This window comes from Burkholderia sp. AU33423 (genome assembly GCF_002223135.1).
GTDB lineage: Bacteria > Pseudomonadota > Gammaproteobacteria > Burkholderiales > Burkholderiaceae > Burkholderia > Burkholderia lata_D.
The window spans coordinates 1-24,859 of the sequence record NZ_NKFH01000003.1 but is presented as its reverse complement, the minus strand read 5'-3'; the positions used below and the strand labels follow the sequence as shown (position 1 = coordinate 24,859).

Here is a 24,859-nt window from a genome sequence, read left to right as displayed (position 1 = left end):
GATTACTTGGCCTCCGCTTCAAAGTTGATTTCCTGGCCGGGCTTCAGGCAAACGTACGCCTTCTTCACGTCCTTGCGGCGGCCCATCGAACGGCCAAAGCGCTTTTGCTTGCCCTTCTGAACCAGCACGTTGACGGAATCAACTTCAACCTTGAACAGCAGCTCGACAGCCGCCTTCACTTCCTGCTTCGTGGCATCCGGTGCGACTTCGAACACGACTTGCTCGTTCTTGTCGGCAACCAGCGTCGCCTTTTCCGAGATCACCGGTGCGAGCAGGACCTGCATCAAACGATGATCGTTCTTGCGAATCTCGCTCATGACAGCAACTCCTCGATCTGGGCGACCGCAGCCTTCGTGACCAGCACTTTCTTGAAGTAGATCAGCGAGAGCGGGTCAGCGTAGCGCGGCTCGACAATTGCCACGTGCGGCAGGTTGCGCGATGCCAGGTACAGGTTTTCGTCAACCGTGTCGGTGATGATCAGCACGGAGTCGAGACCCATGGTCTTGAATTTTTCGGCCAGCAGCTTGGTCTTCGGCGCTTCGAGGATGATGTCCTCGACGACCGACAGACGGCCTTCACGGGCCAGCTGCGAGAAGATCGAGCAGAGACCTGCGCGATGCATCTTCTTGTTGACCTTGTGCGAGAAGTTTTCTTCCGGCGAATTCGGGAAGATACGACCACCGCCACGCCACAACGGGCTCGACGACATACCGGCACGAGCGCGGCCCGTACCCTTCTGGCGCCACGGCTTCTTCGTCGTGTGCTTGACTTGCTCACGGTCCTTCTGTGCGCGGTTACCTTGGCGAGCATTCGCCTGGTAAGCGACGACGACCTGGTGGATCAGCGCTTCGTTGTAGTCACGACCGAACACGACGTCCGATGCGTTGACCACTGCACCTTCCTGACCATTTTCGTTCAGGAGCTTGAGTTCCATTATTTCGCCCCCTTGGTCTTGACGGCCGGCGTCACGAAGACCTTGCCGCCCTTCGCGCCCGGAATCGCACCCTTCACGAGCAGCAGCTTGCGCTCTGCATCGATACGAGCGATTTCGAGGTTCTGCACCGTCACCGTCACGTCACCCATGTGACCCGTCATGCGTTTACCCGGGAAAACACGACCCGGATCCTGCGCCATACCGATCGAGCCCGGCACGTTGTGCGAGCGCGAGTTACCGTGCGTAGCACGGCCGGAGGAGAAGTTGTAACGCTTGATCGTACCGGCGTAGCCCTTACCGATCGACACGCCTTGCACGTCGACCTTCTGGCCCACTTCGAAAAGATCGGCACCGACCACGGCGCCATTCGACAGCTCAGCCGCCTTGGCCGCGTCAATGCGGAATTCCTTGAGGATTTCACCGGCTTCGACACCGGCTTTGGCGAGATGACCTGCCAGCGGCTTCGTCACGCGCGAGGCACGACGGGAGCCGAATGCAACCTGCACGGCCGTGTAGCCGTCGGTTTCAACAGTCTTGATCTGCGTCACGCGGTTGTCCGACACGTCCAGCACGGTGACGGGAATCGAATCCCCTTCCGCCGTGAAGATACGGGTCATGCCAACCTTGCGACCTACGAGTCCAAGGCTCATCATTTTCTCCATTCCCGACTGCGATTGGTCGGGGCTGATTTACAAAATGCCGGGCACGCAAGGCCCAACTTTTTTACACGAATACGCGAAAAGCCAAGCAGTATAGCCCGACTTCTCGATTTCCGCAAGCAATACAAAGACTTAGCGCCGCCCGGCATGCCGATCGGCGCCGGAAGCCTTACTGCAGCTTGATTTCCACGTCGACGCCAGCCGGCAGGTCGAGTTTCATCAGCGCGTCAACCGTCTTGTCGGTCGGATCGACGATGTCCATCAGGCGCTGGTGGGTACGGATTTCGAGCTGATCGCGCGACGTCTTGTTGACGTGCGGCGAACGCAGGATGTCAAAACGCTGAATGCGCGTCGGCAGCGGCACCGGGCCACGGACGATTGCGCCAGTCCGCTTCGCGGTATCGACGATTTCGGCAGCCGATTGATCGATCAGACGATAGTCGAAAGCCTTCAGGCGAATGCGGATTTTCTGTTGCTGCATGACGATTCCTTGGAAAGAGCGAGGCGATGTTGCATCGCCGGACACTAAAAGAACGTGAAACATGACGCCTGCGGGGAGCGAGACATCAGGTTCCGGACGGTACTTCCACTGCTAAGCCCGCGATTCTACACGAAATTCTGGAGCGATGGTGCGAGTTTCTCGCCCCGCGCCTCGGCGTGACGGAAAAACAAAACCGGGTGCCAGCGCAAGCTGGACACCCGGTTTCGACGGTACGGACTGCATACCGCGGAATCGCGGACCCCGTCGGGATCCGCGGATCGTCGATATTACTCGATGATCTTGGCGACGACGCCGGCGCCGACCGTACGGCCGCCTTCGCGGATTGCGAAGCGCAGACCTTCTTCCATCGCGATCGGTGCAATCAGCTTCACCGTGATCGACACGTTGTCGCCCGGCATCACCATTTCCTTGTCCTTCGGCAGCTCGATCGAGCCCGTCACGTCCGTCGTACGGAAGTAGAACTGCGGACGGTAGTTGTTGAAGAACGGCGTGTGACGGCCGCCTTCGTCCTTGCTCAGCACGTACACTTCAGCCGTGAAGTGCGTGTGCGGCGTGATCGAACCCGGCTTCGCCAGAACCTGGCCACGCTCCACGTCTTCACGCTTCGTGCCGCGCAGCAGGATACCAACGTTGTCGCCTGCTTGACCTTGGTCCAGCAGCTTGCGGAACATTTCAACGCCCGTGCAGGTCGTCTTCACCGTCGGCTTGATACCGACGATTTCGATTTCTTCGCCGACCTTCACGATGCCGCGCTCAACGCGACCCGTCACAACCGTACCACGGCCCGAGATCGAGAACACGTCTTCCACCGGCATCAGGAACGCGCCGTCAACTGCACGCTCCGGCGTCGGGATGTACGTGTCCAGCGCGTCGGCCAGGCTCATGATCGCCACTTCGCCCAGCTCGCCCGTGTCGCCTTCCAGCGCCAGCTTCGCCGAACCCTTCACGATCGGCGTGTCGTCGCCCGGGAAGTCGTACTTCGACAGGAGTTCGCGAACTTCCATCTCGACCAGCTCGAGCAGTTCAGCGTCGTCCACCATGTCGCACTTGTTCAGGAACACGATGATGTACGGAACGCCAACCTGACGCGCCAGCAGGATGTGCTCACGCGTTTGCGGCATCGGGCCGTCTGCTGCCGAGCAAACCAGGATCGCGCCGTCCATCTGCGCTGCGCCCGTGATCATGTTCTTCACATAGTCAGCGTGGCCCGGGCAGTCGACGTGTGCGTAGTGGCGGTTAGCCGTTTCGTACTCGACGTGTGCCGTGTTGATCGTGATGCCGCGTGCCTTTTCTTCCGGTGCCGCGTCGATCTGGTCGTATGCCTTCGCTTCGCCGCCGAACTTCTTCGTCAGAACCGTCGTGATCGCTGCCGTCAGCGTCGTCTTGCCGTGGTCAACGTGACCAATCGTACCAACGTTCACGTGCGGCTTGGTCCGCTCGAATTTACCTTTTGCCATGATTCTCTTCTTTCAAAAAATTAATCGATTGGTAGCTACAGATTTACTTCGACTTCGCGCTGATGATCGCGTCTGCAACGTTGCGCGGAGCTTCAGCGTAGTGCTTGAACTCCATCGTGTACGTTGCGCGACCTTGCGTCAGCGAGCGCAGCGACGTCGAATAGCCGAACATTTCCGACAGCGGCACTTCGGCGCGCACGATCTTGCCGCCGCCAACCATGTCTTCCATGCCCTGGACGATACCGCGACGGCCCGACAGGTCGCCCATCACGTTGCCCATGTAGTCTTCCGGCGTCTCGACTTCGACAGCCATCATCGGCTCGAGGACGACCGGGTTCGCCTTGCGCATTGCTTCCTTGAACGCCATCGAACCGGCCATGCGGAACGCGTTTTCGTTCGAGTCAACGTCGTGGTACGAACCGAACGTCAGGTGAACCTTCACGTCGACGACCGGGAAGCCAGCCAGCACGCCCGACTTCAGCGTGTCCTGGATACCCTTGTCGACCGCCGGGATGTATTCACGCGGAATCACACCACCCTTGATCTCGTCGAAGAACTCGTAGCCCTTGCCTTGTTCGTTCGGCTCGAGCGTGATGACTGCGTGACCGTACTGGCCGCGACCGCCCGACTGCTTGACGAACTTGCCGTCGACGTCCTTCGCCGTCGAACGGATCGTTTCGCGGTATGCAACCTGCGGCTTGCCGACGGTTGCTTCCACGCCGAATTCACGCTTCATCCGGTCGACCAGAATTTCGAGGTGGAGCTCGCCCATGCCCGAAATGATGGTCTGGCCCGACTCTTCGTCGGTCTGCACGCGGAACGACGGATCTTCCTGAGCCAGACGGTTCAGCGCCAGGCCCATCTTTTCCTGGTCAGCCTTGGTCTTCGGCTCGACAGCCTGCGAAATCACCGGCTCCGGGAACACCATGCGCTCGAGCACGATCGGGTTTGCCGGATCGCACAGCGTGTCGCCGGTGGTCGCTTCCTTCAGGCCGACCGCAGCAGCGATGTCGCCTGCACGGACTTCCTTGATTTCTTCACGCTGGTTCGCGTGCATCTGCAGAATACGGCCGAGGCGCTCCTTCTTGCCCTTGGTCGAGTTCAGCAGCGTGTCGCCCGAGTTGACGACGCCCGAGTACACACGGAAGAAGATTAGCTGGCCGACGAACGGGTCGGTCATGATCTTGAACGCGAGCGACGAGAACTTCTCCTCGTCCGACGCCTTGCGCTCTGCTTCTTCACCGTTTTCGAGCTCGCCCTTGACCGGCGGGATGTCGACCGGCGACGGCAGGAAGTCGATCACGGCGTCGAGCATACGCTGCACGCCCTTGTTCTTGAACGCGGTACCGCACAGCATCGGCTGGATTTCGCACGCGATCGTACGGTCGCGCAGCGCCTTGACGATGTCGGCTTCCGGCAGGTCGCCTTCTTCCAGGTACTTGTTCATCAGGTCTTCGCTGGCTTCAGCAGCCACTTCGACCATCTTCTCGCGCCATTCCTTGCAGGTCTCTGCGAGCTCGGCCGGGATGTCGACGTAGTCGAACTTCGTGCCTTGCGACGCTTCGTCCCAAATGATCGCCTTCATCTTGATCAGGTCGACGACGCCCTTGAAGTTTTCTTCCGCGCCGATCGGCACCACGACCGGAACCGGGTTCGCCTTCAGGCGCAGACGGAGCTGGTCGTAGACCTTGAAGAAGTTCGCACCGGTACGGTCCATCTTGTTGACGAACGCGAGACGCGGCACCTTGTACTTGTTAGCCTGGCGCCACACCGTTTCCGACTGCGGCTGCACGCCGCCCACTGCGCAGTACACCATGCACGCGCCGTCGAGCACGCGCATCGAGCGCTCGACTTCAATCGTGAAGTCGACGTGGCCCGGGGTGTCGATGATGTTGATGCGGTGTTCCGGATAGTTGCCGCCCATGCCCTTCCAGAAGGCGGTGGTAGCAGCGGACGTGATCGTGATGCCACGCTCTTGTTCCTGCTCCATCCAGTCCATCGTGGCTGCGCCGTCGTGGACTTCACCGATCTTGTGGTTCACACCGGTGTAAAACAGAATGCGCTCGGTCGTCGTCGTTTTGCCGGCGTCGATGTGAGCGCTAATACCGATATTGCGGTAGCGCTCGATAGGAGTCTTGCGAGCCACTTTGATCCTCTACTGGGATGACACGATGCAGCCCTGCTGCATCATGCTTCAACACAAACGGGCGAGGCGCCTGAAAAGCGCACCCGCCCGGAATTTATTTCCGCTAAAAGCCCAGCCAGGCGCTTAGAAACGGAAATGCGAGAACGCGCGGTTGGCTTCTGCCATGCGGTGAACTTCGTCGCGCTTCTTCATCGCGCCGCCACGGCCTTCGGCCGCTTCGGAGAGTTCACCTGCCAGGCGCAGGGCCATCGACTTCTCGCTACGCTTCTTCGCAGCCTCACGCAGCCAGCGCATCGCCAATGCCATACGACGCGACGGGCGCACTTCGACCGGAACTTGATAGTTGGCACCACCAACGCGACGGCTCTTCACTTCGACCACCGGCTTGACGTTGTTGAGCGCAACCGTGAACACTTCCAGCGGGTCCTTGCCACCCTTGGTCTGGATTTGTTCGAATGCGCCATAAACGATGCGCTCTGCGACCGACTTCTTGCCGGACAGCATCAGCATGTTCATGAACTTGGCTACATCAACGTTACCGAACTTCGGATCCGGCAACACTTCCCGCTTGGGGACTTCGCGACGACGCGGCATGATTCTTCCTTTACTTGTTCAGTTGGAGCTGGTTCCAGCTCCGCGGCCACCAACAAACCCGATCACATCTTCACGACTAACCAGCTTGGCCGGGTGACCACTTACTCGACAGCACCGGCAATCCGGCACTCCCGCCTTGACCGCCCTGCGGCGATCCCTGATCAAAAACTGCTTACTTGGCAGCCTTTGCACGCTTCGCGCCGTACTTCGAGCGCGCTTGCTTACGGTCCTTGACGCCCTGGGTATCCAGCGAGCCGCGAACCATGTGGTAACGCACACCCGGCAAGTCCTTCACACGGCCGCCGCGGATCAGCACAACCGAGTGTTCCTGCAGGTTGTGGCCTTCACCGCCGATGTACGAAATCACTTCGAAGCCGTTCGTCAGACGAACCTTGGCGACCTTACGGAGTGCCGAGTTCGGCTTCTTCGGCGTCGTCGTGTACACACGGGTGCACACGCCGCGACGCTGGGGGCAGTCCTGCAGGGCCGGGCTCTTGCTCTTCGTCGTTTCCGACTGACGGCCTTTGCGAACCAGTTGGTTGATGGTTGGCATTGTTTATTCCTGAAATTGAACAAAATCTGCGCATCGATTTCGGGCAAAGCGAGAATCGGCGCACAGTTGACTTCCGAACCGGCGAAACGGGTGCGAACCTTGGAACGCGACTCGGCCCACCGAATACCGGAACCCAGCATCATATTCCGGAAATACCAACTAAGTCAACGGCTTGCGTGATTCGCCAGCCGAGCGCGTGGTTTACCGGAAGGGTCGGAACGCCTGTGTCAGGCCGACTCGACGACGTCGATGATCTCGTCGCCGAAGCGTTCGAGCTTGCGCACGCCCATGCCGGGGATATGGCGCAGGTCGTCGATCGTCTCCGGCGCGTTGCGCGCGATCTCGGCGAGCGTTGCGTCGTGGAAGATCACGTAGGCCGGCACGCCGTCCGTTTTTGCCGTTTCCGCGCGCCACGCACGCAGCGCGTCCCACCGTGCACGCTCACGCGTGCCCATGCCGGCCGTCGGATCGACGCGCGTACCGCTGCGGCTCGACGACTGGCGCGTGCGCTGCGGCTTCACGTAGCGGCGCAGCGTGACCTTCTCCTCGTTCTTCAGCACGGGCTTCGCGGCCTCGGTCAGCATCAGTGCGCCGAAGCCGCCATGGTCGACGGCCAGGTAGCCGTACGCGACGAGCTGCCGGAAAATCGCACGCCACTCCGGCTCGGACAGCGCCGCGCCGATTCCGAACGTGCTGAGTTGGTCGTGGCCGCGCTGCAACACCTTCTCGGTGCGCCCGCCGCGCAGGATCTCGATCAGGTGGCTCGAGCCGAAATTGAAGCCGCTCGCGCGCTGCGCGCGGAACACGCACGACAGCGCCATCTGCGCCTCGCGCGTCGCGTCCCACGAATCGGGCGGCTCGAGACACGTGTCGCAGTTGCCGCACGGCTTGCTCTCCTCGCCGAAGTAGTTCAGCAGCCGTACGCGGCGGCACGAGATCGTCTCGCACAGCCCGAGCAGCGCGTCGAGCTTCGACGTCTGGACGCGCTTGTGCGCGTCGTCCGCATCCGACTCGTCGATCATCTTTCGCTGCTGGACGACGTCGCCGAGACCGTACGCCATCCACGCATTCGCGGGCATCCCGTCGCGGCCGGCGCGGCCCGTTTCCTGGTAGTAGCCCTCGACGCTCTTCGGCAGATCCAAGTGCGCGACGAAGCGCACGTCGGGCTTGTCGATGCCCATGCCGAACGCGATCGTCGCGCACATCACGATGCCTTCCTCACGCTGGAACATTTCCTGGTGCTTCTGCCGCACCTCGAACTCCATCCCCGCGTGATACGGCAGCGCACGCACGCCCTGCGCCTTCAGCCATTCGGCCGTTTCCTCGACCTTGCGGCGCGACAGGCAATAAACGACGCCCGCGTCCGTCGTACCGTCGGCGTTCGTATGTTCGGCGCGGATGAAATCCAGTAGCTGCGAACGCGCGTTGTCCTTTTCGACGATCCGGTAGCGGATGTTCGGGCGGTCGAAGCTCGATACGAACACGCGCGCGTCGTCGAGCGCGAGACGGTGGATGATCTCGTCGCGCGTGATCGCATCGGCCGTGGCGGTCAGTGCGATGCGCGGCACCGACGGGAACCGTTCATGCAGCACCGACAGCTGGATGTATTCCGGGCGGAAATCGTGCCCCCATTGCGACACGCAGTGCGCTTCGTCGATCGCGAACAGGCCGATCTTCGCGCGCTCGAGCAGGTCGAGGAAGCGCCCCGTCATCAGCCGCTCCGGCGCGACGTACAGCAGGTCGATTTCACCTTCGCGCAGCGCGCGCTCGGTCGCCGCAGCCTCGGCACCCGACAGCGTCGAATTCAGGTACGCGGCGCGCACGCCCACTTCGCTCAGTGCGGCGACCTGGTCCTGCATCAGCGCGATCAACGGCGACACGACGATGCCGGCGCCCTGCCCGGCCTCGCGGCGCAGCAGCGCCGGAATCTGGTAGCACAACGACTTGCCGCCGCCGGTCGGCATCAGCACGAGACAATCGCCGCCGCCGGCGACGTGTTCGACGATCTCGCCCTGCTGGCCGCGAAATGCGGGATAACCAAATACTTCGTCGAGGATTTCGAGGGCGCGGGACATGAATGAGGACAGGGACGGCTAAGCGATGACCGCAATTTTAACAACCCGCTCGTGCGACGCGTGGCGAATCGTGCGGTTTTGGCCGATTGGCCAGGATTCGTTCACTCGGATGAACGACGGACGAAAAAAAACCGCCCGGCGGAACCGGGCGGTTTCGGTGACAGCAAGGTAAGGCAAGGCGGCTCGCGCCGCCCGCACTTACTCGGCTGCCGGGTGTTGCTGCGGCTCTTCCGCCGGCGCGCTCGGCGTGCCGAAGTCGAATGCCTCTTCCGCTGCGATCTGGTCGAAACGCTCGCGATCCGACGATTCCTTCGCCTTGCGTGCCTTGTGGAACGCGAGACCCGTACCGGCCGGAATCAGACGGCCGACGATCACGTTTTCCTTCAGGCCACGCAGATCGTCGCGCTTGCCCATGATCGCCGCTTCGGTCAGCACGCGGGTCGTTTCCTGGAACGATGCCGCGGAGATGAACGAGTCGGTCGACAGCGATGCCTTCGTGATACCGAGCAGCACGTTGTCGTACGAAGCCGGGCGCTTGTCCTCGGCGATCATGCGATCGTTCTCGTCCAGCATGTCGGAACGCTCGACCTGTTCGCCCGGGATGAAGCGCGTATCACCGTTGTCGGTGATCTGCACACGACGCAGCATCTGGCGAACGATCACCTCGATGTGCTTGTCGTTGATCTTCACGCCCTGCAGACGATACACGTCCTGCACTTCGTCGACGATGTAGCGCGACAGCGCCTCGATACCCTGCAGACGCAGGATGTCGTGCGGATCCGCCGGACCGTCCACGATCATTTCGCCCTTGTTGACGACCTGTGCATCGTGAACCAGAACCTGCTTTTCCTTCGCGATCAGGAACTCGTGCTGGTTGCCCTCGAGATCCGTGATGACGAGACGCTGCTTGCCCTTCGTGTCCTTACCGAACGACGTCGTACCGGTGACTTCCGCGAGAATGCCGGCATCCTTCGGCGAACGCGCTTCGAACAGCTCCGCCACCCGCGGCAGACCGCCGGTAATGTCACGCGTCTTCTGCGCTTCCGTCGGGATACGTGCGAGCACTTCACCGACCTGCACCTGCTGGCCATCCTTCACGGTGATCAGTGCGCCGACCTGGAAGCCGATCTGCACTGCGTGCTCCGTGCCCGGAATCTTCACTTCGTCGCCGTTCGCGTCGAGCAGCTTGACCTGCGGACGCACGCTCTTCGAAGCCTGCGAACCACGGCGCTTCACGTCGATCACGACCAGCGTCGACAGGCCGGTCACGTCGTCGATCTGCTTCGCGACGGTCACGCCTTCCTCGACGTTCTCGAACTTCACCGTACCACCGTACTCGGTGATGATCGGACGCGTCAGCGGATCCCACGTGGCGAGCTGCGTGCCTGCCTTGATCGTCGCGCCGTCGAGCTGCAGCAGCGTCGCGCCGTACGGCACTTTGTGACGCTCGCGCTCGCGACCGAAATCGTCGGTGATCATCGCTTCGCCGGAACGGGAAATGACGATCTGCTCGCCCTTCGCGTTCGTGACGTAGCGCATCGTCGCCGTAAAGCGCACGATACCGTTGCTCTTCGCTTCGACCGACGAAGCCACTGCCGCACGCGATGCCGCACCACCGATGTGGAACGTACGCATCGTCAGCTGCGTGCCCGGTTCACCGATCGACTGTGCGGCGATCACGCCAACCGCTTCGCCGACGTTCACGAGCGAGCCGCGGCCGAGGTCACGGCCGTAGCAGGCTGCGCACAGGCCGTAACGCGTTTCGCAGGTCAGCGGCGTGCGCACGCGCACTTCGTCGATGCCGAGGCGTTCGATTTCCTCGACCGCCGTTTCGTCGAGCAGCGTGCCCGATTCGTACACCGTTTCCTGCGTTTCCGGGTTCACGACGTCCGCAACCGCAACGCGGCCGAGGATACGGTCACGCAGCGCTTCGACGACTTCACCGCCTTCGACGAGCGCCTTCATCGCCACGCCGTTCGACGTGCCGCAATCGTCTTCCACCACGACCAGATCCTGCGTGACGTCGACGAGACGACGCGTCAGGTAACCCGAGTTCGCGGTCTTCAGTGCCGTATCAGCCAGACCCTTACGTGCACCGTGGGTCGAGATGAAGTACTGCAACACGTTCAGACCTTCGCGGAAGTTCGCGGTAATCGGCGTCTCGATAATCGAGCCGTCCGGCTTCGCCATCAGGCCACGCATACCGGCCAGCTGACGAATCTGAACCGCCGAACCCCGGGCGCCCGAGTCGGCCATCATGTAGATCGAGTTGAACGACTCCTGGCGCGTCTCGTTGCCGTCGCGGTCCGTCACCGGCTCCGTCGACAGCTGCTCCATCATCGCCTTGCCGACCGCTTCCGACGTTGCCGACCAGATGTCGACCACGTTGTTGTAGCGTTCCTGCGCGGTGACGAGACCCGACATGTACTGGCGGTCGTACTCCTTCACCTTCTTCGCGGCGTCGCCGACGATCGTTTCCTTCTGCGGCGGCACGAGCATGTCGTCCACGCAGATCGAGATGCCGGCACGCGTCGCGAGACGGAAACCCGACTGCATCAGCTGGTCGGCAAACACCACCGTCGCACGCAGACCGCACTTGCGGAACGCCGTGTTGATCAGGCGCGAGATTTCCTTCTTCTTCAGCGGCTTGTTCAGCACCGAGAACGGCAGGCCGTGCGGCAGGATCTCCGACAGGATCGCGCGACCGACGGTCGTCGCGTACAGCGAGATCTTCGGCACGAACGGCGGTGCGCCTTCCGACGTGTCTTCGTTGTGGACCATTTCGGTGATCCGCACGTTGACGCGCGATGCCAGCTCGACTTCCTTGTTCTCGTACGCGCGGATCACTTCCGACACGCCCGTGAACGACAGGCCTTCGCCCTTGGCATTGACCGCTTCGCGGGTCGCGTAGTACAGACCCAGCACGATATCCTGCGACGGCACGATCGACGGATCGCCGTTGGCCGGGAACAGCACGTTGTTCGACGCCAGCATCAGCGTACGCGCTTCCATCTGCGCTTCGAGCGACAGCGGCACGTGAACGGCCATCTGGTCACCGTCGAAGTCGGCGTTGAACGCCGCGCAAACGAGCGGGTGCAGCTGAATTGCCTTGCCTTCGATCAGCACCGGCTCGAACGCCTGGATACCAAGACGGTGCAGCGTCGGCGCACGGTTCAGCATCACCGGGTGCTCGCGGATCACCTCTTCGAGGATGTCCCACACCACCGGCGTCTGGTTCTCGACTTCCTTCTTCGCAGCCTTGATGGTCGTCGCGACGCCCATCACTTCCAGCTTGTTGAAGATGAACGGCTTGAACAGCTCGAGCGCCATCAGCTTCGGCAGACCGCACTGGTGCAGCTTCAGCGTCGGGCCGACCACGATGACCGAACGGCCCGAGTAGTCGACGCGCTTGCCCAGCAGGTTCTGACGGAAACGACCGCCCTTACCCTTGATCATGTCGGCGAGCGACTTCAGCGGACGCTTGTTCGCGCCCGTCATCGCCTTGCCGCGACGACCGTTGTCGAGCAGCGAGTCGACGGCTTCCTGCAGCATCCGCTTTTCGTTGCGGACGATGATTTCAGGTGCCTTCAGCTCGAGCAGACGCTTCAACCGGTTGTTACGGTTGATCACGCGGCGATACAGGTCGTTCAGGTCCGACGTCGCGAAACGGCCGCCGTCCAGCGGCACGAGCGGACGCAGTTCCGGCGGCAGCACCGGCAGCACTTCGAGGATCATCCACTCGGGCTTGATGCCCGAGCGCTGGAATGCCTCGAGGACCTTCAGGCGCTTCGCGTACTTCTTGATCTTCGCTTCCGAGCCGGTGTTCTTCAGCTCGGTGCGCAGCGTCTCGACCTGCTCGTCGATGTTGATCGCGCGCAGCAGTTCACGCACGCCTTCCGCGCCCATTTCGGCACGGAATTCGTCGCCGTATTCCTCGACCTTGTTGTAGTAATCCTCTTCGGTCATGATCTGCCGCGCTTTCAGCGGCGTCATGCCCGGTTCGATCACCACATAGGCTTCGAAGTACAGCACGCGTTCGATGTCGCGCAGCGTCATGTCGAGCACCATGCCCAGACGCGACGGCAGCGACTTCAGGAACCAGATGTGAGCGACCGGCGAGGCCAGCTCGATGTGGCCCATCCGTTCGCGACGCACCTTCGCCAGCGTCACTTCGACGCCGCACTTCTCGCAGATCACGCCGCGGTGCTTCAGACGCTTGTACTTGCCGCACAGGCACTCGTAGTCCTTGATCGGCCCGAAGATCTTCGCGCAGAAGAGACCATCGCGTTCCGGCTTGAACGTACGGTAGTTGATGGTCTCCGGCTTCTTCACTTCGCCGAACGACCACGAACGGATCTTGTCCGGCGAGGCCAGACCGATCTTGATCGCGTCGAAAACTTCTTCCTGTTGGACTTGCTTGAATAGATCGAGCAGAGCTTTCATTGCTTTCTCTCCGTAGTCCGATTAATTGCGGTCGAGATCGATATCGATACCGAGCGAGCGGATTTCCTTCACGAGCACGTTGAAGGATTCCGGCATGCCTGCATCGATCACGTGATCGCCCTTGACGAGGTTTTCGTACACCTTCGTCCGGCCGTTCACGTCGTCCGACTTCACCGTCAGCATTTCCTGCAGCACGTAGGACGCGCCGTACGCTTCGAGTGCCCACACTTCCATTTCACCGAAACGCTGGCCACCGAACTGCGCCTTACCACCCAGCGGCTGCTGCGTGACGAGCGAGTACGGGCCGGTCGAACGCGCGTGCATCTTGTCGTCGACCAAGTGGTGCAGCTTCAGGTAGTGCATGTAGCCGAGCGTCACGCGACGTTCGAACATTTCACCCGTGCGGCCGTCGTACAGGCGGACCTGGTTCTTCGACGGGTTCATGCCGAGCTGTTCAGCGATGTCGTCCGGGAACGCGAGGTCGAGCATCTTGCCCATTTCTTCCTCGGTCGCACCGTCGAACACCGGCGTTGCGAACGGCACGCCTTCGCGCAGGTTCTTCGCGAGTTCGAGGATCTCTTCGTCGGTGAAGCTTTCCAGGTCTTCCTGGCGGCCCGAGTCGTTGTAGATCTTCGTCAGGAACACGCGCAGTTCCTCGATCTTCGCCTGACGCTGCAGCATTTCGCCGATTCGCCAGCCGAGGCCCTTCGCGGCCCAGCCGAGGTGCACTTCCAGGACCTGACCCACGTTCATCCGCGACGGAACGCCCAGCGGGTTCAGCACGACGTCTGCCGGACGGCCATCGGCCATGTACGGCATGTCTTCGATCGGGACGATCTTCGACACGACACCCTTGTTACCGTGACGGCCTGCCATCTTGTCGCCAGGCTGCAGGCGACGCTTGACCGCAAGGTACACCTTGACCATCTTCAGCACGCCCGGCGGCAGTTCGTCGCCTTGCGTGAGCTTCTTGCGCTTCTCTTCGAACGCGAGGTCGAACTGGTGACGCTTTTCTTCGATCGAGTTCTTGATCGCTTCGAGCTGCGCCGCTGCTTCGTCGTCCGCGAGGCGGATGTCGAACCAGTGGTAATGGTCGAGGTCTTCCAGGTAAGCCTGGTCGATCTTCGTGCCCTTCGCGAGCTTCTTCGGACCGCCGTTCGCGACCTTGCCCACGAGCATGCGTGCGAGACGCTGGAACGCGTCGCCTTCCACGATGCGCAGCTGGTCGTTCAGGTCGAGACGGTAGCGCTTCAGTTCGTCGTCGATGATCTGTTGCGCACGCTTGTCACGCTGGATGCCTTCACGCGTGAACACCTGGACGTCGATCACGGTACCGCTCATGCCCGACGGCACGCGCAACGACGTGTCCTTCACGTCCGAAGCCTTCTCGCCGAAGATCGCGCGCAGCAGCTTCTCTTCCGGCGTCAGCTGGGTCTCGCCCTTCGGCGTGACCTTGCCGACCAGCACGTCGCCTGCTTCGACTTCGGCACCGATGTACACGATGCCCGATTCGTCGAGACGGCCGAGCTGGACTTCCGCCAGGTTCGAGATGTCGCGCGTGATTTCTTCCGGCCCGAGCTTCGTGTCGCGTGCAACGACGTTCAGCTCTTCGATGTGGATCGACGTGTAGCGATCGTCGGCCACGACCTTCTCCGAGATCAGGATCGAATCCTCGAAGTTGTAGCCGTTCCACGGCATGAACGCGATCAGCATGTTCTGGCCGAGCGCGAGCTCACCCAGGTCCGTCGAGGCGCCGTCGGCCAGCACGTCGCCGCGCGAGACCTTGTCGCCCATCTTCACGATCGGACGCTGGTTGATGTTCGTGTTCTGGTTCGAACGCGTGTACTTGATCAGGTTGTAGATGTCGACACCGACTTCACCTGCGACTGCTTCGTCGTCGTTCACGCGAATCACGATACGGCCTGCGTCGACATAGTCGACGACGCCGCCGCGGAACGCCTGAACCGTCGTACCCGAGTCGACCGCACAGGTGCGCTCGATGCCCGTACCGACGACCGGCTTTTCCGGACGCAGACACGGCACGGCCTGACGCTGCATGTTCGAACCCATCAGTGCACGGTTCGCGTCATCGTGCTCAAGGAACGGAATCAGCGAAGCTGCCACCGACACGATCTGCGACGGCGCGACGTCCATGTACTGGATACGGTCCGGCGTGACCATCATCGTTTCGCCGGCTTCACGCGACGACACGAGTTCGTCGATCAGCTGGCCGTTCTCGTCGATCGCGGCGTTTGCCTGAGCGATCATGTAGCGGCCTTCTTCGATCGCCGACAGGTAGTCGATCTGGTCGGTCACCTTGCTGTCCACGACCTTGCGGTACGGCGTCTCGAGGAAGCCGTACTCGTTCAGGTGCGCATACAGTGCGAGCGAGTTGATCAGACCGATGTTCGGACCTTCCGGCGTTTCGATCGGGCACACGCGGCCATAGTGGGTCGGGTGCACGTCGCGAACTTCAAAGCCTGCGCGCTCGCGCGTCAGACCGCCCGGGCCCAGTGCGGAAACACGGCGCTTGTGCGTGATTTCCGACAGCGGGTTGGTCTGGTCCATGAACTGCGACAGCTGCGACGAACCGAAGAACTCGCGGATCGCTGACGAAATCGGCTTCGAGTTGATCAGATCGTGCGGCATCAGGTTTTCGCTTTCGGCCTGGCCGAGGCGTTCCTTGACCGCGCGCTCGACACGCACGAGACCCGCGCGGAACTGGTTTTCCGCCAGTTCGCCGACGCAACGCACACGACGGTTGCCGAGGTGGTCGATGTCGTCCACTTCGCCCTTGCCGTTGCGCAGCTCGACGAGGATCTTGATCGTCGCGAGGATGTCGTCGTCCTGCAGCGTCATCGGGCCGGTGATCTCGTCACGGCTGACGCGGCGGTTGAACTTCATACGGCCGACCTTCGACAGGTCGTACGCTTCTTCGCTGTAGAACAGACGGTTGAACAGCGCCTCGACCGCTTCTTCGGTCGGCGGCTCGCCCGGACGCATCATGCGGTAGATCGCGATGCGCGCGGCCGTACGATCCGTCGTTTCGTCGACACGCAGCGTCGACGAGATGTACGGACCCTGGTCCAGGTCGTTCGTGTAGAGCGTCTGGATGTCCTTGATGCCCGCTTCGCGCAGCTTCTCGAGCACGCTTTCCGTGACTTCGTCGTTCGCGCTCGCGATCACTTCGCCGGTATCGCCGTCGACGACGTTCTTCGCCAGCACGCGGCCGAGCAGATAGTCTTCCGGCACCGAGATGAACTTGGTCTTCGCGGCTTCGAGGTCGCGAATGTGCTTCGCGTTGATCCGCTTGTCCTTCTGGACGATGACCTTGCCATCACGATCCGTGATGTCGAAACGCGCGACTTCACCACGCAGGCGCTCGGGCACGAACTCGAGTTGCGCGCCTTCGCCCATCAGCGTGAAGTTGTCGAACACGAAGAAGTTCGCGAGGATCTGTTCCGGCGTGAGGCCGATGGCCTTCAGCAGGATCGTGACCGGCATCTTGCGGCGACGGTCGACGCGGAAGTACAGGATGTCCTTCGGATCGAATTCGAAGTCGAGCCACGAGCCGCGGTACGGAATGATCCGTGCCGAGAACAGCAGCTTGCCCGAGCTGTGCGTCTTGCCCTTGTCGTGTTCGAAGAACACGCCCGGCGAACGGTGCAGCTGCGAGACGATGACACGCTCGGTGCCGTTGATGACGAACGAGCCCGTCGGCGTCATGAGCGGAATTTCGCCCATGTACACTTCCTGCTCTTTCACTTCCTTGACGACCGGCTTGTTCGGCGATTCCTTGTCGAGGATGACAAGGCGGACCTTCGCGCGCAGCGCGGAGCAGTACGTCAGGCCACGCTGCTGGCATTCCTTGATGTTGAATGCCGGCGCGGACAACGCATAGCTCACGAACTCGAGACGTGCGAAACCGTTGTGCGAAACAATGGGAAACACCGATGTGAACGCGGCCTGCAAACCTTCAGGCTTGCGTTGCGTGGCCGGCACATCGGCTTGCAGAAACGTGCTGAATGATTCAAGCTGGGTAGCCAGCAGGAAAGGAACTTGGTGAACGATGGGGCGCTTCGCGAAACTCTTGCGAATGCGCTTCTTCTCGGTGAAGGAATATTGCATACGATCTCCGAATCACGGCGGGTGCTATCGAGGCGGAATACCTGGACGTTTCAAACCCGAGTGTTCACCGACTGAGACCCGATGGCCGTCCGACGGCTTGAACGAGCCGAGAAGCTTGGTGGTTGGCCGCTACCAACCGCTGGCTGACGGCAGCGGATGCCTGTGTTGCCCGCTACCCGACCAAACTTGCCTTCTGCAGTCGCTTCAGAAGACAAAGAGAACCGCCATTCGTGATCAATGACAACGATCAGGCGGTTTTCCTTGGCTTCTGGGGCCGATTATTCGGGCTCCCGAATGAGTGCCAGAATAACGTCCCCACAAAGCACAAAAAGGCCGGCGGTGAAAATACCGCCAGCCTTCGCACAGCGCGCCGAAACTTACTTGACTTCGACCTTCGCGCCTGCTTCTTCCAGCTTCTTCTTGGCTTCTTCAGCAGCAGCCTTGTCGACGCCTTCCTTGACAGCCTTCGGTGCGCCGTCAACGACGTCCTTCGCTTCCTTCAGGCCCAGGCCCGTCAGTTCGCGAACTGCCTTGATGACTGCAACCTTGTTGCTGCCTGCTTCAGCCAGAACGACCGTGAATTCGGTCTTCTCTTCTGCTGCAGCAGCTGCGCCGCCGCCTGCCGGGCCAGCAACTGCCACTGCAGCTGCCGACACGCCAAACTTCTCTTCGAATGCCTTGACCAGTTCGTTCAGTTCCAGAACGGTCATCCCTTCGACTGCTGCCAGGATGTCTTCTTTTGCGATTGCCATTTGAAATACTCCTAAATTGAATTCGGATACAGCCAGCGATCAATGACGCTGATGCACGCTCGATTACGCAGCTTCCGCTTGCTTCTTCTCGGCCAGCGCGGCCAGAGCGCGCGCGAAGCCCGAAACAGGCGATTGCATAACGAACAGCAGCTTCGAGAGCAGTTCTTCGCGGCTCGGGATGCTTGCCAGCGCTTGCACGCCAGCCTTGTCCATCACCTTGCCATCGAACGAACCAGCCTTGATGACCAACTTGTCATTGCTCTTGCTGAAGTCGTTGACGACCTTAGCAGCAGCAATTGCATCTTCCGAGATGCCGTAGATCAACGGGCCAGTCATCTGCTCTGCCAGCGGAGCAAACGGGGTACCTTCAACAGCGCGACGCGCCAGCGTGTTCTTCAACACGCGCAGGTAAACCTGTTGCTCACGCGCTTTCGCGCGCAGCTTGGTCAGATCGCCAACCGCAATTCCACGATACTCAGCCAGCACAACGGTCTGGGCCTTCGCGACTTGCGCGGAAACCTCAGCGACGACGGCTTGCTTGTCTTCTCTATTAAGCGGCACGGTTAGCCTCCAGAAACGATACGTTCGGCGCGGCCGGCATGGCCGAAACCTCACGTACCTCGTTCAACAACGGCGTCCGACCTCGTTAGGAGTATTTCCACCTCACGCCGGGAATCGCTTCACGGCCTGCGGCTTCACCACTGCAAAACTTTTTCGGGTTCGCCATCTGCGTTGGCTTGAATTAAGGGATCACCTGACTGCTGCGCCCCACCAACGGTCTTTGATAACCGGTTGCCCGCCGTACCGCACGAGCAACCGCCCAAAGCCCATGTAGGCCGCTTCGCGAACGAAGCGGCCCGAATACTTGCTTACTGTGCTGCCAGCGTAGCCTGGTCGACACGCACGCCGACGCCCATCGTGCTCGACAGTGCGATCTTGCGCAGGTAGACGCCCTTGCTCGTTGCCGGCTTTGCCTTCTGCAGCGCTTCGATCAGCGCCGACAGGTTCGAACGCAGTGCGGTCGGTTCGAACGATGCACGGCCGATGGTCGCGTGGATGATACCGGCCTTGTCGACACGGAATTGCACCTGACCAGCCTTCGCGTTCTTGACGGCGGTTGCGACGTCCGGCGTGACCGTACCGACCTTCGGGTTCGGCATCAGGCCGCGCGGGCCGAGGATCTGACCGAGCGTACCGACGATACGCATCGTGTCCGGCGAAGCGATCACGATGTCGAAGTCCATCTGGCCAGCCTTGATCTGCTCTGCCAGGTCTTCCATACCGACGATTTCCGCGCCTGCTGCACGTGCTTGCTCAGCCTTCTCGCCTTGCGCGAACACAGCAACGCGAACCGACTTGCCCGTACCTGCCGGCAGAACGACCGAACCACGAACGACTTGATCCGACTTCTTCGCATCGATGCCGAGCTGGACTGCGACGTCGATCGACTCGTCGAACTTCGCGCTCGCGCATTCCTTCACGAGGCTCAGTGCGTCTTCGATCGCGTACAGCTTCTGACGATCAACCTTGGCAGCAAATGCCTGACGGCGCTTGGAGATCTTAGCCATTTACACGCCCTCCACAGTGATGCCCATCGAGCGTGCGCTACCAGCGATGGTGCGAACGGCTGCGTCCAGATCAGCTGCCGTAAGGTCCGGCATCTTGGTCTTCGCGATTTCTTCAGCTTGAGCGCGCGTGATCGAACCGACCTTGTCGGTGTGCGGCTTGCTCGAGCCCTTGTCCACCTTCGCCGCCTTCTTGATCAGGACGGTCGCCGGCGGCGTCTTCATCACGAACGTGAAGCTCTTGTCAGCGAATGCCGTGATGACCACCGGCACCGGCAGACCCGGCTCCATGCCTTGAGTCTGCGCGTTGAACGCCTTGCAGAACTCCATGATGTTCAGGCCGCGCTGGCCCAGTGCCGGACCGACCGGCGGCGACGGGTTGGCTTTACCTGCAGGGATCTGCAGCTTGATAAAGCCGATAATCTTCTTTGCCATTTGTGAACCTCATTGGAACGCCGGAGAAGGCGTTCGGTGAGTAATAACGCGCTTTCGCCGCTGGCTACTGACGCTCCTCAACGACCATGACGCGGGCCGTAAGCGCGAAGGTGGGCAGCCGAGGCTGCCCACCGAATCGGGATCAAACTTTTTCGACCTGGCCGAATTCGAGTTCGACCGGGGTGGATCGGCCAAAAATGGTGACCGACACACGCACGCGAGATTTTTCGTAGTTGACTTCTTCGACGGTGCCATTGAAGTCCGTGAACGGGCCTTCCTTGACACGCACCATCTCGCCGACTTCGAACAGGGTCTTCGGGCGCGGCTTCTCAACGCCTTCCTGCATCTGCGACATGATCTTTTCGACTTCCTTCGGGGAAATCGGGGTCGGGCGGTTACGCGCACCGCCGACGAAACCGGTGACCTTCGCGGTGTTCTTCACGAGGTGCCACGTTTCGTCCGTCATTTCCATTTCCACCAGCACGTAGCCGGGGAAGAAACGACGCTCGGTCACAGCCTTGTGGCCGCCTTTGACTTCGACCACTTCTTCGGTCGGAACCAGGATCTGACCGAATTTGTCCTGCATGCCAGCACGTTCGATGCGCTCTTGAAGCGCGCGTTGCACGCTCTTCTCCATACCGGAGTAGGCGTGCACGACGTACCAACGCTTTCCGCTCGGGGATGCCGGAGTATCGCTCATATCATTTCCAACCCAGAATCGCCGAGAAAATCACCCATTCGATCGATTTGTCACTCAACCAGAGGAAAATCGCCATCACGAGCACGAAACCGAACACGACGAGTGTGGTTTGCGTTGCTTCCTTGCGGGTGGGCCAAACGACCTTCCGGACTTCCTTGTACGAATCCTTGGCAAAGGCGATGAGGCTCTTGCCAGGTGCGGACATCAGCCCGACGGCCACGCCGGCGATGATACCTACCGCCAACGCGGCACCGCGGACATACCACTGCTGATTGGCCAGCCAGAAGAAGCCCACGAATCCGGCCAAGACCAACAATACGCCCAGGGCCAGCATCAGCTTATCGCCGGAGGTATTTACAGTTTCGACGGATGGATTCGCCATAACACCTTAAAACAAATGCCACGTAGGACACGTGGCTATTTTTTGGCAGGGGCAGAGGGAATCGAACCCCCAACCTTCGGTTTTGGAGACCGACGCTCTGCCAGTTGAGCTATACCCCTAAACCATGTTGGGGCTGGCTGTTGCCAGCCCCAAAACTGTCGATCAACGAATAACTGGCTTACTCGATGATCTTGGCGACGACGCCGGCGCCGACCGTACGGCCGCCTTCGCGGATTGCGAAGCGCAGACCTTCTTCCATCGCGATCGGTGCAATCAGCTTCACCGTGATCGACACGTTGTCGCCCGGCATCACCATTTCCTTGTCCTTCGGCAGCTCGATCGAGCCCGTCACGTCCGTCGTACGGAAGTAGAACTGCGGACGGTAGTTGTTGAAGAACGGCGTGTGACGGCCGCCTTCGTCCTTGCTCAGCACGTACACTTCAGCCGTGAAGTGCGTGTGCGGCGTGATCGAACCCGGCTTCGCCAGAACCTGGCCACGCTCCACGTCTTCACGCTTCGTGCCGCGCAGCAGGATACCAACGTTGTCGCCTGCTTGACCTTGGTCCAGCAGCTTGCGGAACATTTCAACGCCCGTGCAGGTCGTCTTCACCGTCGGCTTGATACCGACGATTTCGATTTCTTCGCCGACCTTCACGATGCCGCGCTCAACGCGACCCGTCACAACCGTACCACGGCCCGAGATCGAGAACACGTCTTCCACCGGCATCAGGAACGCGCCGTCAACTGCACGCTCCGGCGTCGGGATGTACGTGTCCAGCGCGTCGGCCAGGCTCATGATCGCCACTTCGCCCAGCTCGCCCGTGTCGCCTTCCAGCGCCAGCTTCGCCGAACCCTTCACGATCGGCGTGTCGTCGCCCGGGAAGTCGTACTTCGACAGGAGTTCGCGAACTTCCATCTCGACCAGCTCGAGCAGTTCAGCGTCGTCCACCATGTCGCACTTGTTCAGGAACACGATGATGTACGGAACGCCAACCTGACGCGCCAGCAGGATGTGCTCACGCGTTTGCGGCATCGGGCCGTCTGCTGCCGAGCAAACCAGGATCGCGCCGTCCATCTGCGCTGCGCCCGTGATCATGTTCTTCACATAGTCAGCGTGGCCCGGGCAGTCGACGTGTGCGTAGTGGCGGTTAGCCGTTTCGTACTCGACGTGTGCCGTGTTGATCGTGATGCCGCGTGCCTTTTCTTCCGGTGCCGCGTCGATCTGGTCGTATGCCTTCGCTTCGCCGCCGAACTTCTTCGTCAGAACCGTCGTGATCGCTGCCGTCAGCGTCGTCTTGCCGTGGTCAACGTGACCAATCGTACCAACGTTCACGTGCGGCTTGGTCCGCTCAAATTTACCCTTGGCCATTTTCGACTCCCAGAAGGAATTTCACAGGTTGCGCCGCGCGCAAACAAGACACTGACTTTTTACTGCTGGTGCCCATGGGCAGGATCGAACTGCCGACCTCTCCCTTACCAAGGGAGTGCTCTACCACTGAGCCACATGGGCGCTTTACGCTTCAACTTCGCGGTCTGGAGCGGGTGAAGGGAATCGAACCCTCGTCGTAAGCTTGGAAGGCTTCTGCTCTACCATTGAGCTACACCCGCACGGGCCACAAACGATTCCTTACCGCTCACTGCGCTGATAATCTTGGTGGAGGAGGTTGGATTCGAACCAACGTAGGCGTAAGCCAACAGATTTACAGTCTGCCCCCTTTAGCCACTCGGGCACCCCTCCGTAGAGAACTGACGATTATGGGGGTGCATCGCACTTCTGTCAAGCGGATCCGGAAGATTATTTTCACTCTCTCCCCGACACTTGCTTGACCACCGATCTCCCGTCCTTGCCCGGCTAAGGCAAGCATGGGTGCTACTGATCAGTGCCACATCTTCGTCAGACTCCGCCCTCAACGTCGATCTGCATCTACGCTGAAAACGAAAGACCGCCATCATACGACCTCTTACGCACTCTGCCAAGCGGGTAAACGAAAAATTTCCGCAAATTTCGTGCCGGGCGGATTCATTGATCCATCCCCGATATTTTGGGGGATGTCGCTTCCAATCTCGCGGGTTGTCAGGCCGGACCTGCAGGCGATATACACGACAAGGCTTTCGGGCGTTTTCCAGCAACGCCATCGAGTCCTCCGGCCACGGCTGCCGGCGCGAAGTCGTAGGCGCGGTACCGGCCTTTGCCGACTTCAACGACCGGTGCGATACCATCGCGGGTCAACTGCCCGCCTACCGCAGCGAATCCTCGGCATACGCACGACATCCCGCATGCCCCAACGATGCCGCCTCGTGCAGCTGAACGCGAGTACCTGCGTAGGATTCGACGCCGGCGCGTTCTCCGCTCCGCATCCAAGCGACGACGCCGCAAAGCTGGCGTGCGAGATCCAGCCTTCGACATCGACCGATCGCTGCCTGGCGTTGGTCGTGCTAACCCGAGATCAAGGCCGGAACACGACCCGCCGGTTTCCGCCGGGCGATGGCTCCGCGCTCCGGGATCCGAGTACCGCATGCACGGTGCGATCGACCGGCATCGACGCCAGCGACAAGCACTTCGCGTTAATCGGCGAAGGGCGAGACTGCTTTGGCGGCACGGCCTATTCGCTCATCGAAGAAATCTATGTGTTGCGAGACGGGCAGCCCGTGCTCGTCAAAAGGAGCAGCGCGGATTTCTGATGCTATCGGGTCGACGAACTCGCGGACGCAGGTTCGCGCTACGCAGCGCTCCTTCCCATCCGGTGGGTTACACGCGTCGTTTCTTCGCTCAAGTCGACTTGAGCGAAGATGCAACGAATTGAGTCACAAACAGCCCTGGATGGCTACACAATGCCATTCACGGCACGATTCGACTTCGCACGCTCGACGGGGAACAGTCACTCAGCGCGCGCAGCGAGTACGCACCAAACGTCCGATAGAGGCGACCCGTTGCCCGGTATGCTGACGGCTCGTGTGGTGACGGAGGCCGTGAAACATGCTCGATAGGCACGAAATTGCAACAGTGACTTTTGGCCGAGGATGAGCTCGATACGCCGATGAACGACGCCCGATAATCGGCAATCGAGGAGTTGGCGATGCCACACAGGGCCTAAGCCCGCGACGCTCAAATCTGCCCCGAGAGGTAGTCAGGTACGCGAGATGAAGTCGTTACTCAACTTGGCGGCCGTCGTCGTGAGCAGCAGGGGGATGGATGTTTGAATATAGGTTTCAGCCAGCGCCAGCTACCAGTGCGGGGCCAGCTCGATCGGATTGATCCGTAGCGCTGCGCTGCGAGTTGCTCGAGAACGGCAGGTGCCTGAATCGACGCATGCGGCGCCTGGATATGGCCAGGCCGCCCACTCCGCTCCCCCATGCATTTCCGCCACCCAAATGCAAAAACCCCCGCCTTGTCGGGCGGGGGTTTCTGGCTTAGGGAGCCTGACGATTACCTACTTTCACACGGGAATCCGCACTATCATCGGCGTAGAGTCGTTTCACGGTCCTGTTCGGGATGGGAAGGGGTGGGACCGACTCGCTATGGTCATCAGGCAA

At 60.8% G+C, this 24,859-nt stretch carries 19 protein-coding genes, 4 tRNA genes and 1 rRNA gene; 1 reads left to right on the top strand and 23 read right to left on the bottom strand.

Annotated elements, in window-relative coordinates; all coding sequences use genetic code 11:
- Positions 1-2: 2 nt before the first annotated feature.
- From rplW to CFB50_RS01515, 22 genes are all read right to left on the bottom strand, one after another.
- Positions 3-317: a 50S ribosomal protein L23 gene (gene rplW, locus CFB50_RS01625; protein WP_004199275.1), complete on the bottom strand. Its 315-nt coding sequence runs from the start codon at positions 315-317 to the stop codon at positions 3-5.
- Positions 314-934, bottom strand: a complete 621-nt coding sequence (rplD, locus tag CFB50_RS01620) for a 50S ribosomal protein L4 (RefSeq protein WP_011350675.1) — start codon at positions 932-934, stop codon at positions 314-316. The genes rplW and rplD overlap by 4 nt, the downstream gene beginning before the upstream one ends.
- A complete protein-coding gene (rplC, locus tag CFB50_RS01615) occupies positions 934-1,584 on the bottom strand; it encodes a 50S ribosomal protein L3 (protein ID WP_006482922.1) in 651 nt (216 codons plus the stop codon). The genes rplD and rplC overlap by 1 nt, the downstream gene beginning before the upstream one ends.
- Positions 1,585-1,762: 178 nt before the next feature.
- The gene (gene rpsJ, locus CFB50_RS01610) at positions 1,763-2,074 is read right to left on the bottom strand and encodes a 30S ribosomal protein S10 (RefSeq protein WP_004199280.1); all 312 of its coding nucleotides are present in this window, start codon (positions 2,072-2,074) and stop codon (positions 1,763-1,765) included.
- 287 nt (positions 2,075-2,361) lie between these two features.
- Complete coding sequence (gene tuf, locus CFB50_RS01605) at positions 2,362-3,552, bottom strand: elongation factor Tu (RefSeq protein WP_011350666.1); 1,191 nt, start codon at positions 3,550-3,552, stop codon at positions 2,362-2,364.
- A gap of 43 nt (positions 3,553-3,595) precedes the next feature.
- Positions 3,596-5,698, bottom strand: coding sequence for an elongation factor G (gene fusA, locus CFB50_RS01600; RefSeq protein WP_039339232.1), 2,103 nt, complete (start codon positions 5,696-5,698; stop codon positions 3,596-3,598).
- Positions 5,699-5,821: 123 nt separating this feature from the next.
- Positions 5,822-6,292 (bottom strand): 30S ribosomal protein S7, encoded by a 471-nt coding sequence (gene rpsG, locus CFB50_RS01595; RefSeq protein ID WP_006477195.1) that lies wholly within the window; start codon positions 6,290-6,292, stop codon positions 5,822-5,824.
- Between the two features lie 172 nt (positions 6,293-6,464).
- Positions 6,465-6,845 (bottom strand): 30S ribosomal protein S12, encoded by a 381-nt coding sequence (rpsL, locus tag CFB50_RS01590; protein WP_006400662.1) that lies wholly within the window; start codon positions 6,843-6,845, stop codon positions 6,465-6,467.
- 227 nt (positions 6,846-7,072) lie between these two features.
- Positions 7,073-8,920, bottom strand: a complete 1,848-nt coding sequence (gene recQ / locus CFB50_RS01580; protein WP_069246925.1) for a DNA helicase RecQ — start codon at positions 8,918-8,920, stop codon at positions 7,073-7,075.
- A gap of 198 nt (positions 8,921-9,118) precedes the next feature.
- A complete protein-coding gene (rpoC, locus tag CFB50_RS01575) occupies positions 9,119-13,363 on the bottom strand; it encodes a DNA-directed RNA polymerase subunit beta' (protein ID WP_069246924.1) in 4,245 nt (1,414 codons plus the stop codon).
- A gap of 21 nt (positions 13,364-13,384) precedes the next feature.
- Positions 13,385-17,491 (bottom strand): DNA-directed RNA polymerase subunit beta, encoded by a 4,107-nt coding sequence (gene rpoB / locus CFB50_RS01570; protein ID WP_069246923.1) that lies wholly within the window; start codon positions 17,489-17,491, stop codon positions 13,385-13,387.
- A 377-nt stretch (positions 17,492-17,868) separates the two neighbouring features.
- Positions 17,869-18,243, bottom strand: coding sequence for a 50S ribosomal protein L7/L12 (gene rplL / locus CFB50_RS01565; RefSeq protein ID WP_021161757.1), 375 nt, complete (start codon positions 18,241-18,243; stop codon positions 17,869-17,871).
- Between the two features lie 63 nt (positions 18,244-18,306).
- Positions 18,307-18,804, bottom strand: a complete 498-nt coding sequence (gene rplJ / locus CFB50_RS01560) for a 50S ribosomal protein L10 (RefSeq protein WP_021161756.1) — start codon at positions 18,802-18,804, stop codon at positions 18,307-18,309.
- Positions 18,805-19,112: 308 nt separating this feature from the next.
- On the bottom strand, positions 19,113-19,811 hold the full coding sequence (gene rplA / locus CFB50_RS01555) for a 50S ribosomal protein L1 (RefSeq protein ID WP_006482906.1): 699 nt from the start codon (positions 19,809-19,811) through the stop codon (positions 19,113-19,115).
- Entirely contained in the window at positions 19,812-20,243 is a 432-nt protein-coding gene (gene rplK / locus CFB50_RS01550; protein WP_006477201.1) for a 50S ribosomal protein L11, read from the bottom strand. It abuts the gene before it with no gap.
- A gap of 142 nt (positions 20,244-20,385) precedes the next feature.
- Entirely contained in the window at positions 20,386-20,943 is a 558-nt protein-coding gene (nusG, locus tag CFB50_RS01545; protein ID WP_006400672.1) for a transcription termination/antitermination protein NusG, read from the bottom strand.
- A 1-nt stretch (position 20,944) separates the two neighbouring features.
- Complete coding sequence (secE, locus tag CFB50_RS01540; RefSeq protein WP_006482892.1) at positions 20,945-21,325, bottom strand: preprotein translocase subunit SecE; 381 nt, start codon at positions 21,323-21,325, stop codon at positions 20,945-20,947.
- 43 nt (positions 21,326-21,368) lie between these two features.
- Positions 21,369-21,444, bottom strand: a tRNA-Trp gene (locus tag CFB50_RS01535).
- Positions 21,445-21,503: 59 nt separating this feature from the next.
- Positions 21,504-22,694 carry an elongation factor Tu gene (gene tuf / locus CFB50_RS01530; protein WP_011350666.1) on the bottom strand — a complete coding sequence of 397 codons (1,191 nt, stop codon included), beginning with the start codon at positions 22,692-22,694 and terminating at the stop codon, positions 21,504-21,506.
- A 66-nt stretch (positions 22,695-22,760) separates the two neighbouring features.
- Positions 22,761-22,835: transfer RNA gene (locus CFB50_RS01525), tRNA-Thr, on the bottom strand.
- Between the two features lie 24 nt (positions 22,836-22,859).
- Positions 22,860-22,933, bottom strand: a tRNA-Gly gene (locus CFB50_RS01520).
- A gap of 44 nt (positions 22,934-22,977) precedes the next feature.
- Positions 22,978-23,063 (bottom strand) — tRNA-Tyr (locus CFB50_RS01515).
- A gap of 560 nt (positions 23,064-23,623) precedes the next feature.
- On the opposite strand from CFB50_RS01515, the gene CFB50_RS01510 reads away from it, so the two are divergent.
- On the top strand, positions 23,624-24,007 hold the full coding sequence (locus CFB50_RS01510) for a hypothetical protein (protein WP_089444800.1): 384 nt from the start codon (positions 23,624-23,626) through the stop codon (positions 24,005-24,007).
- Between the two features lie 736 nt (positions 24,008-24,743).
- Here CFB50_RS01510 and rrf read toward each other — a convergent pair.
- Positions 24,744-24,856 (bottom strand): 5S ribosomal RNA (rrf, locus tag CFB50_RS01505).
- Positions 24,857-24,859 lie beyond the last annotated feature (3 nt).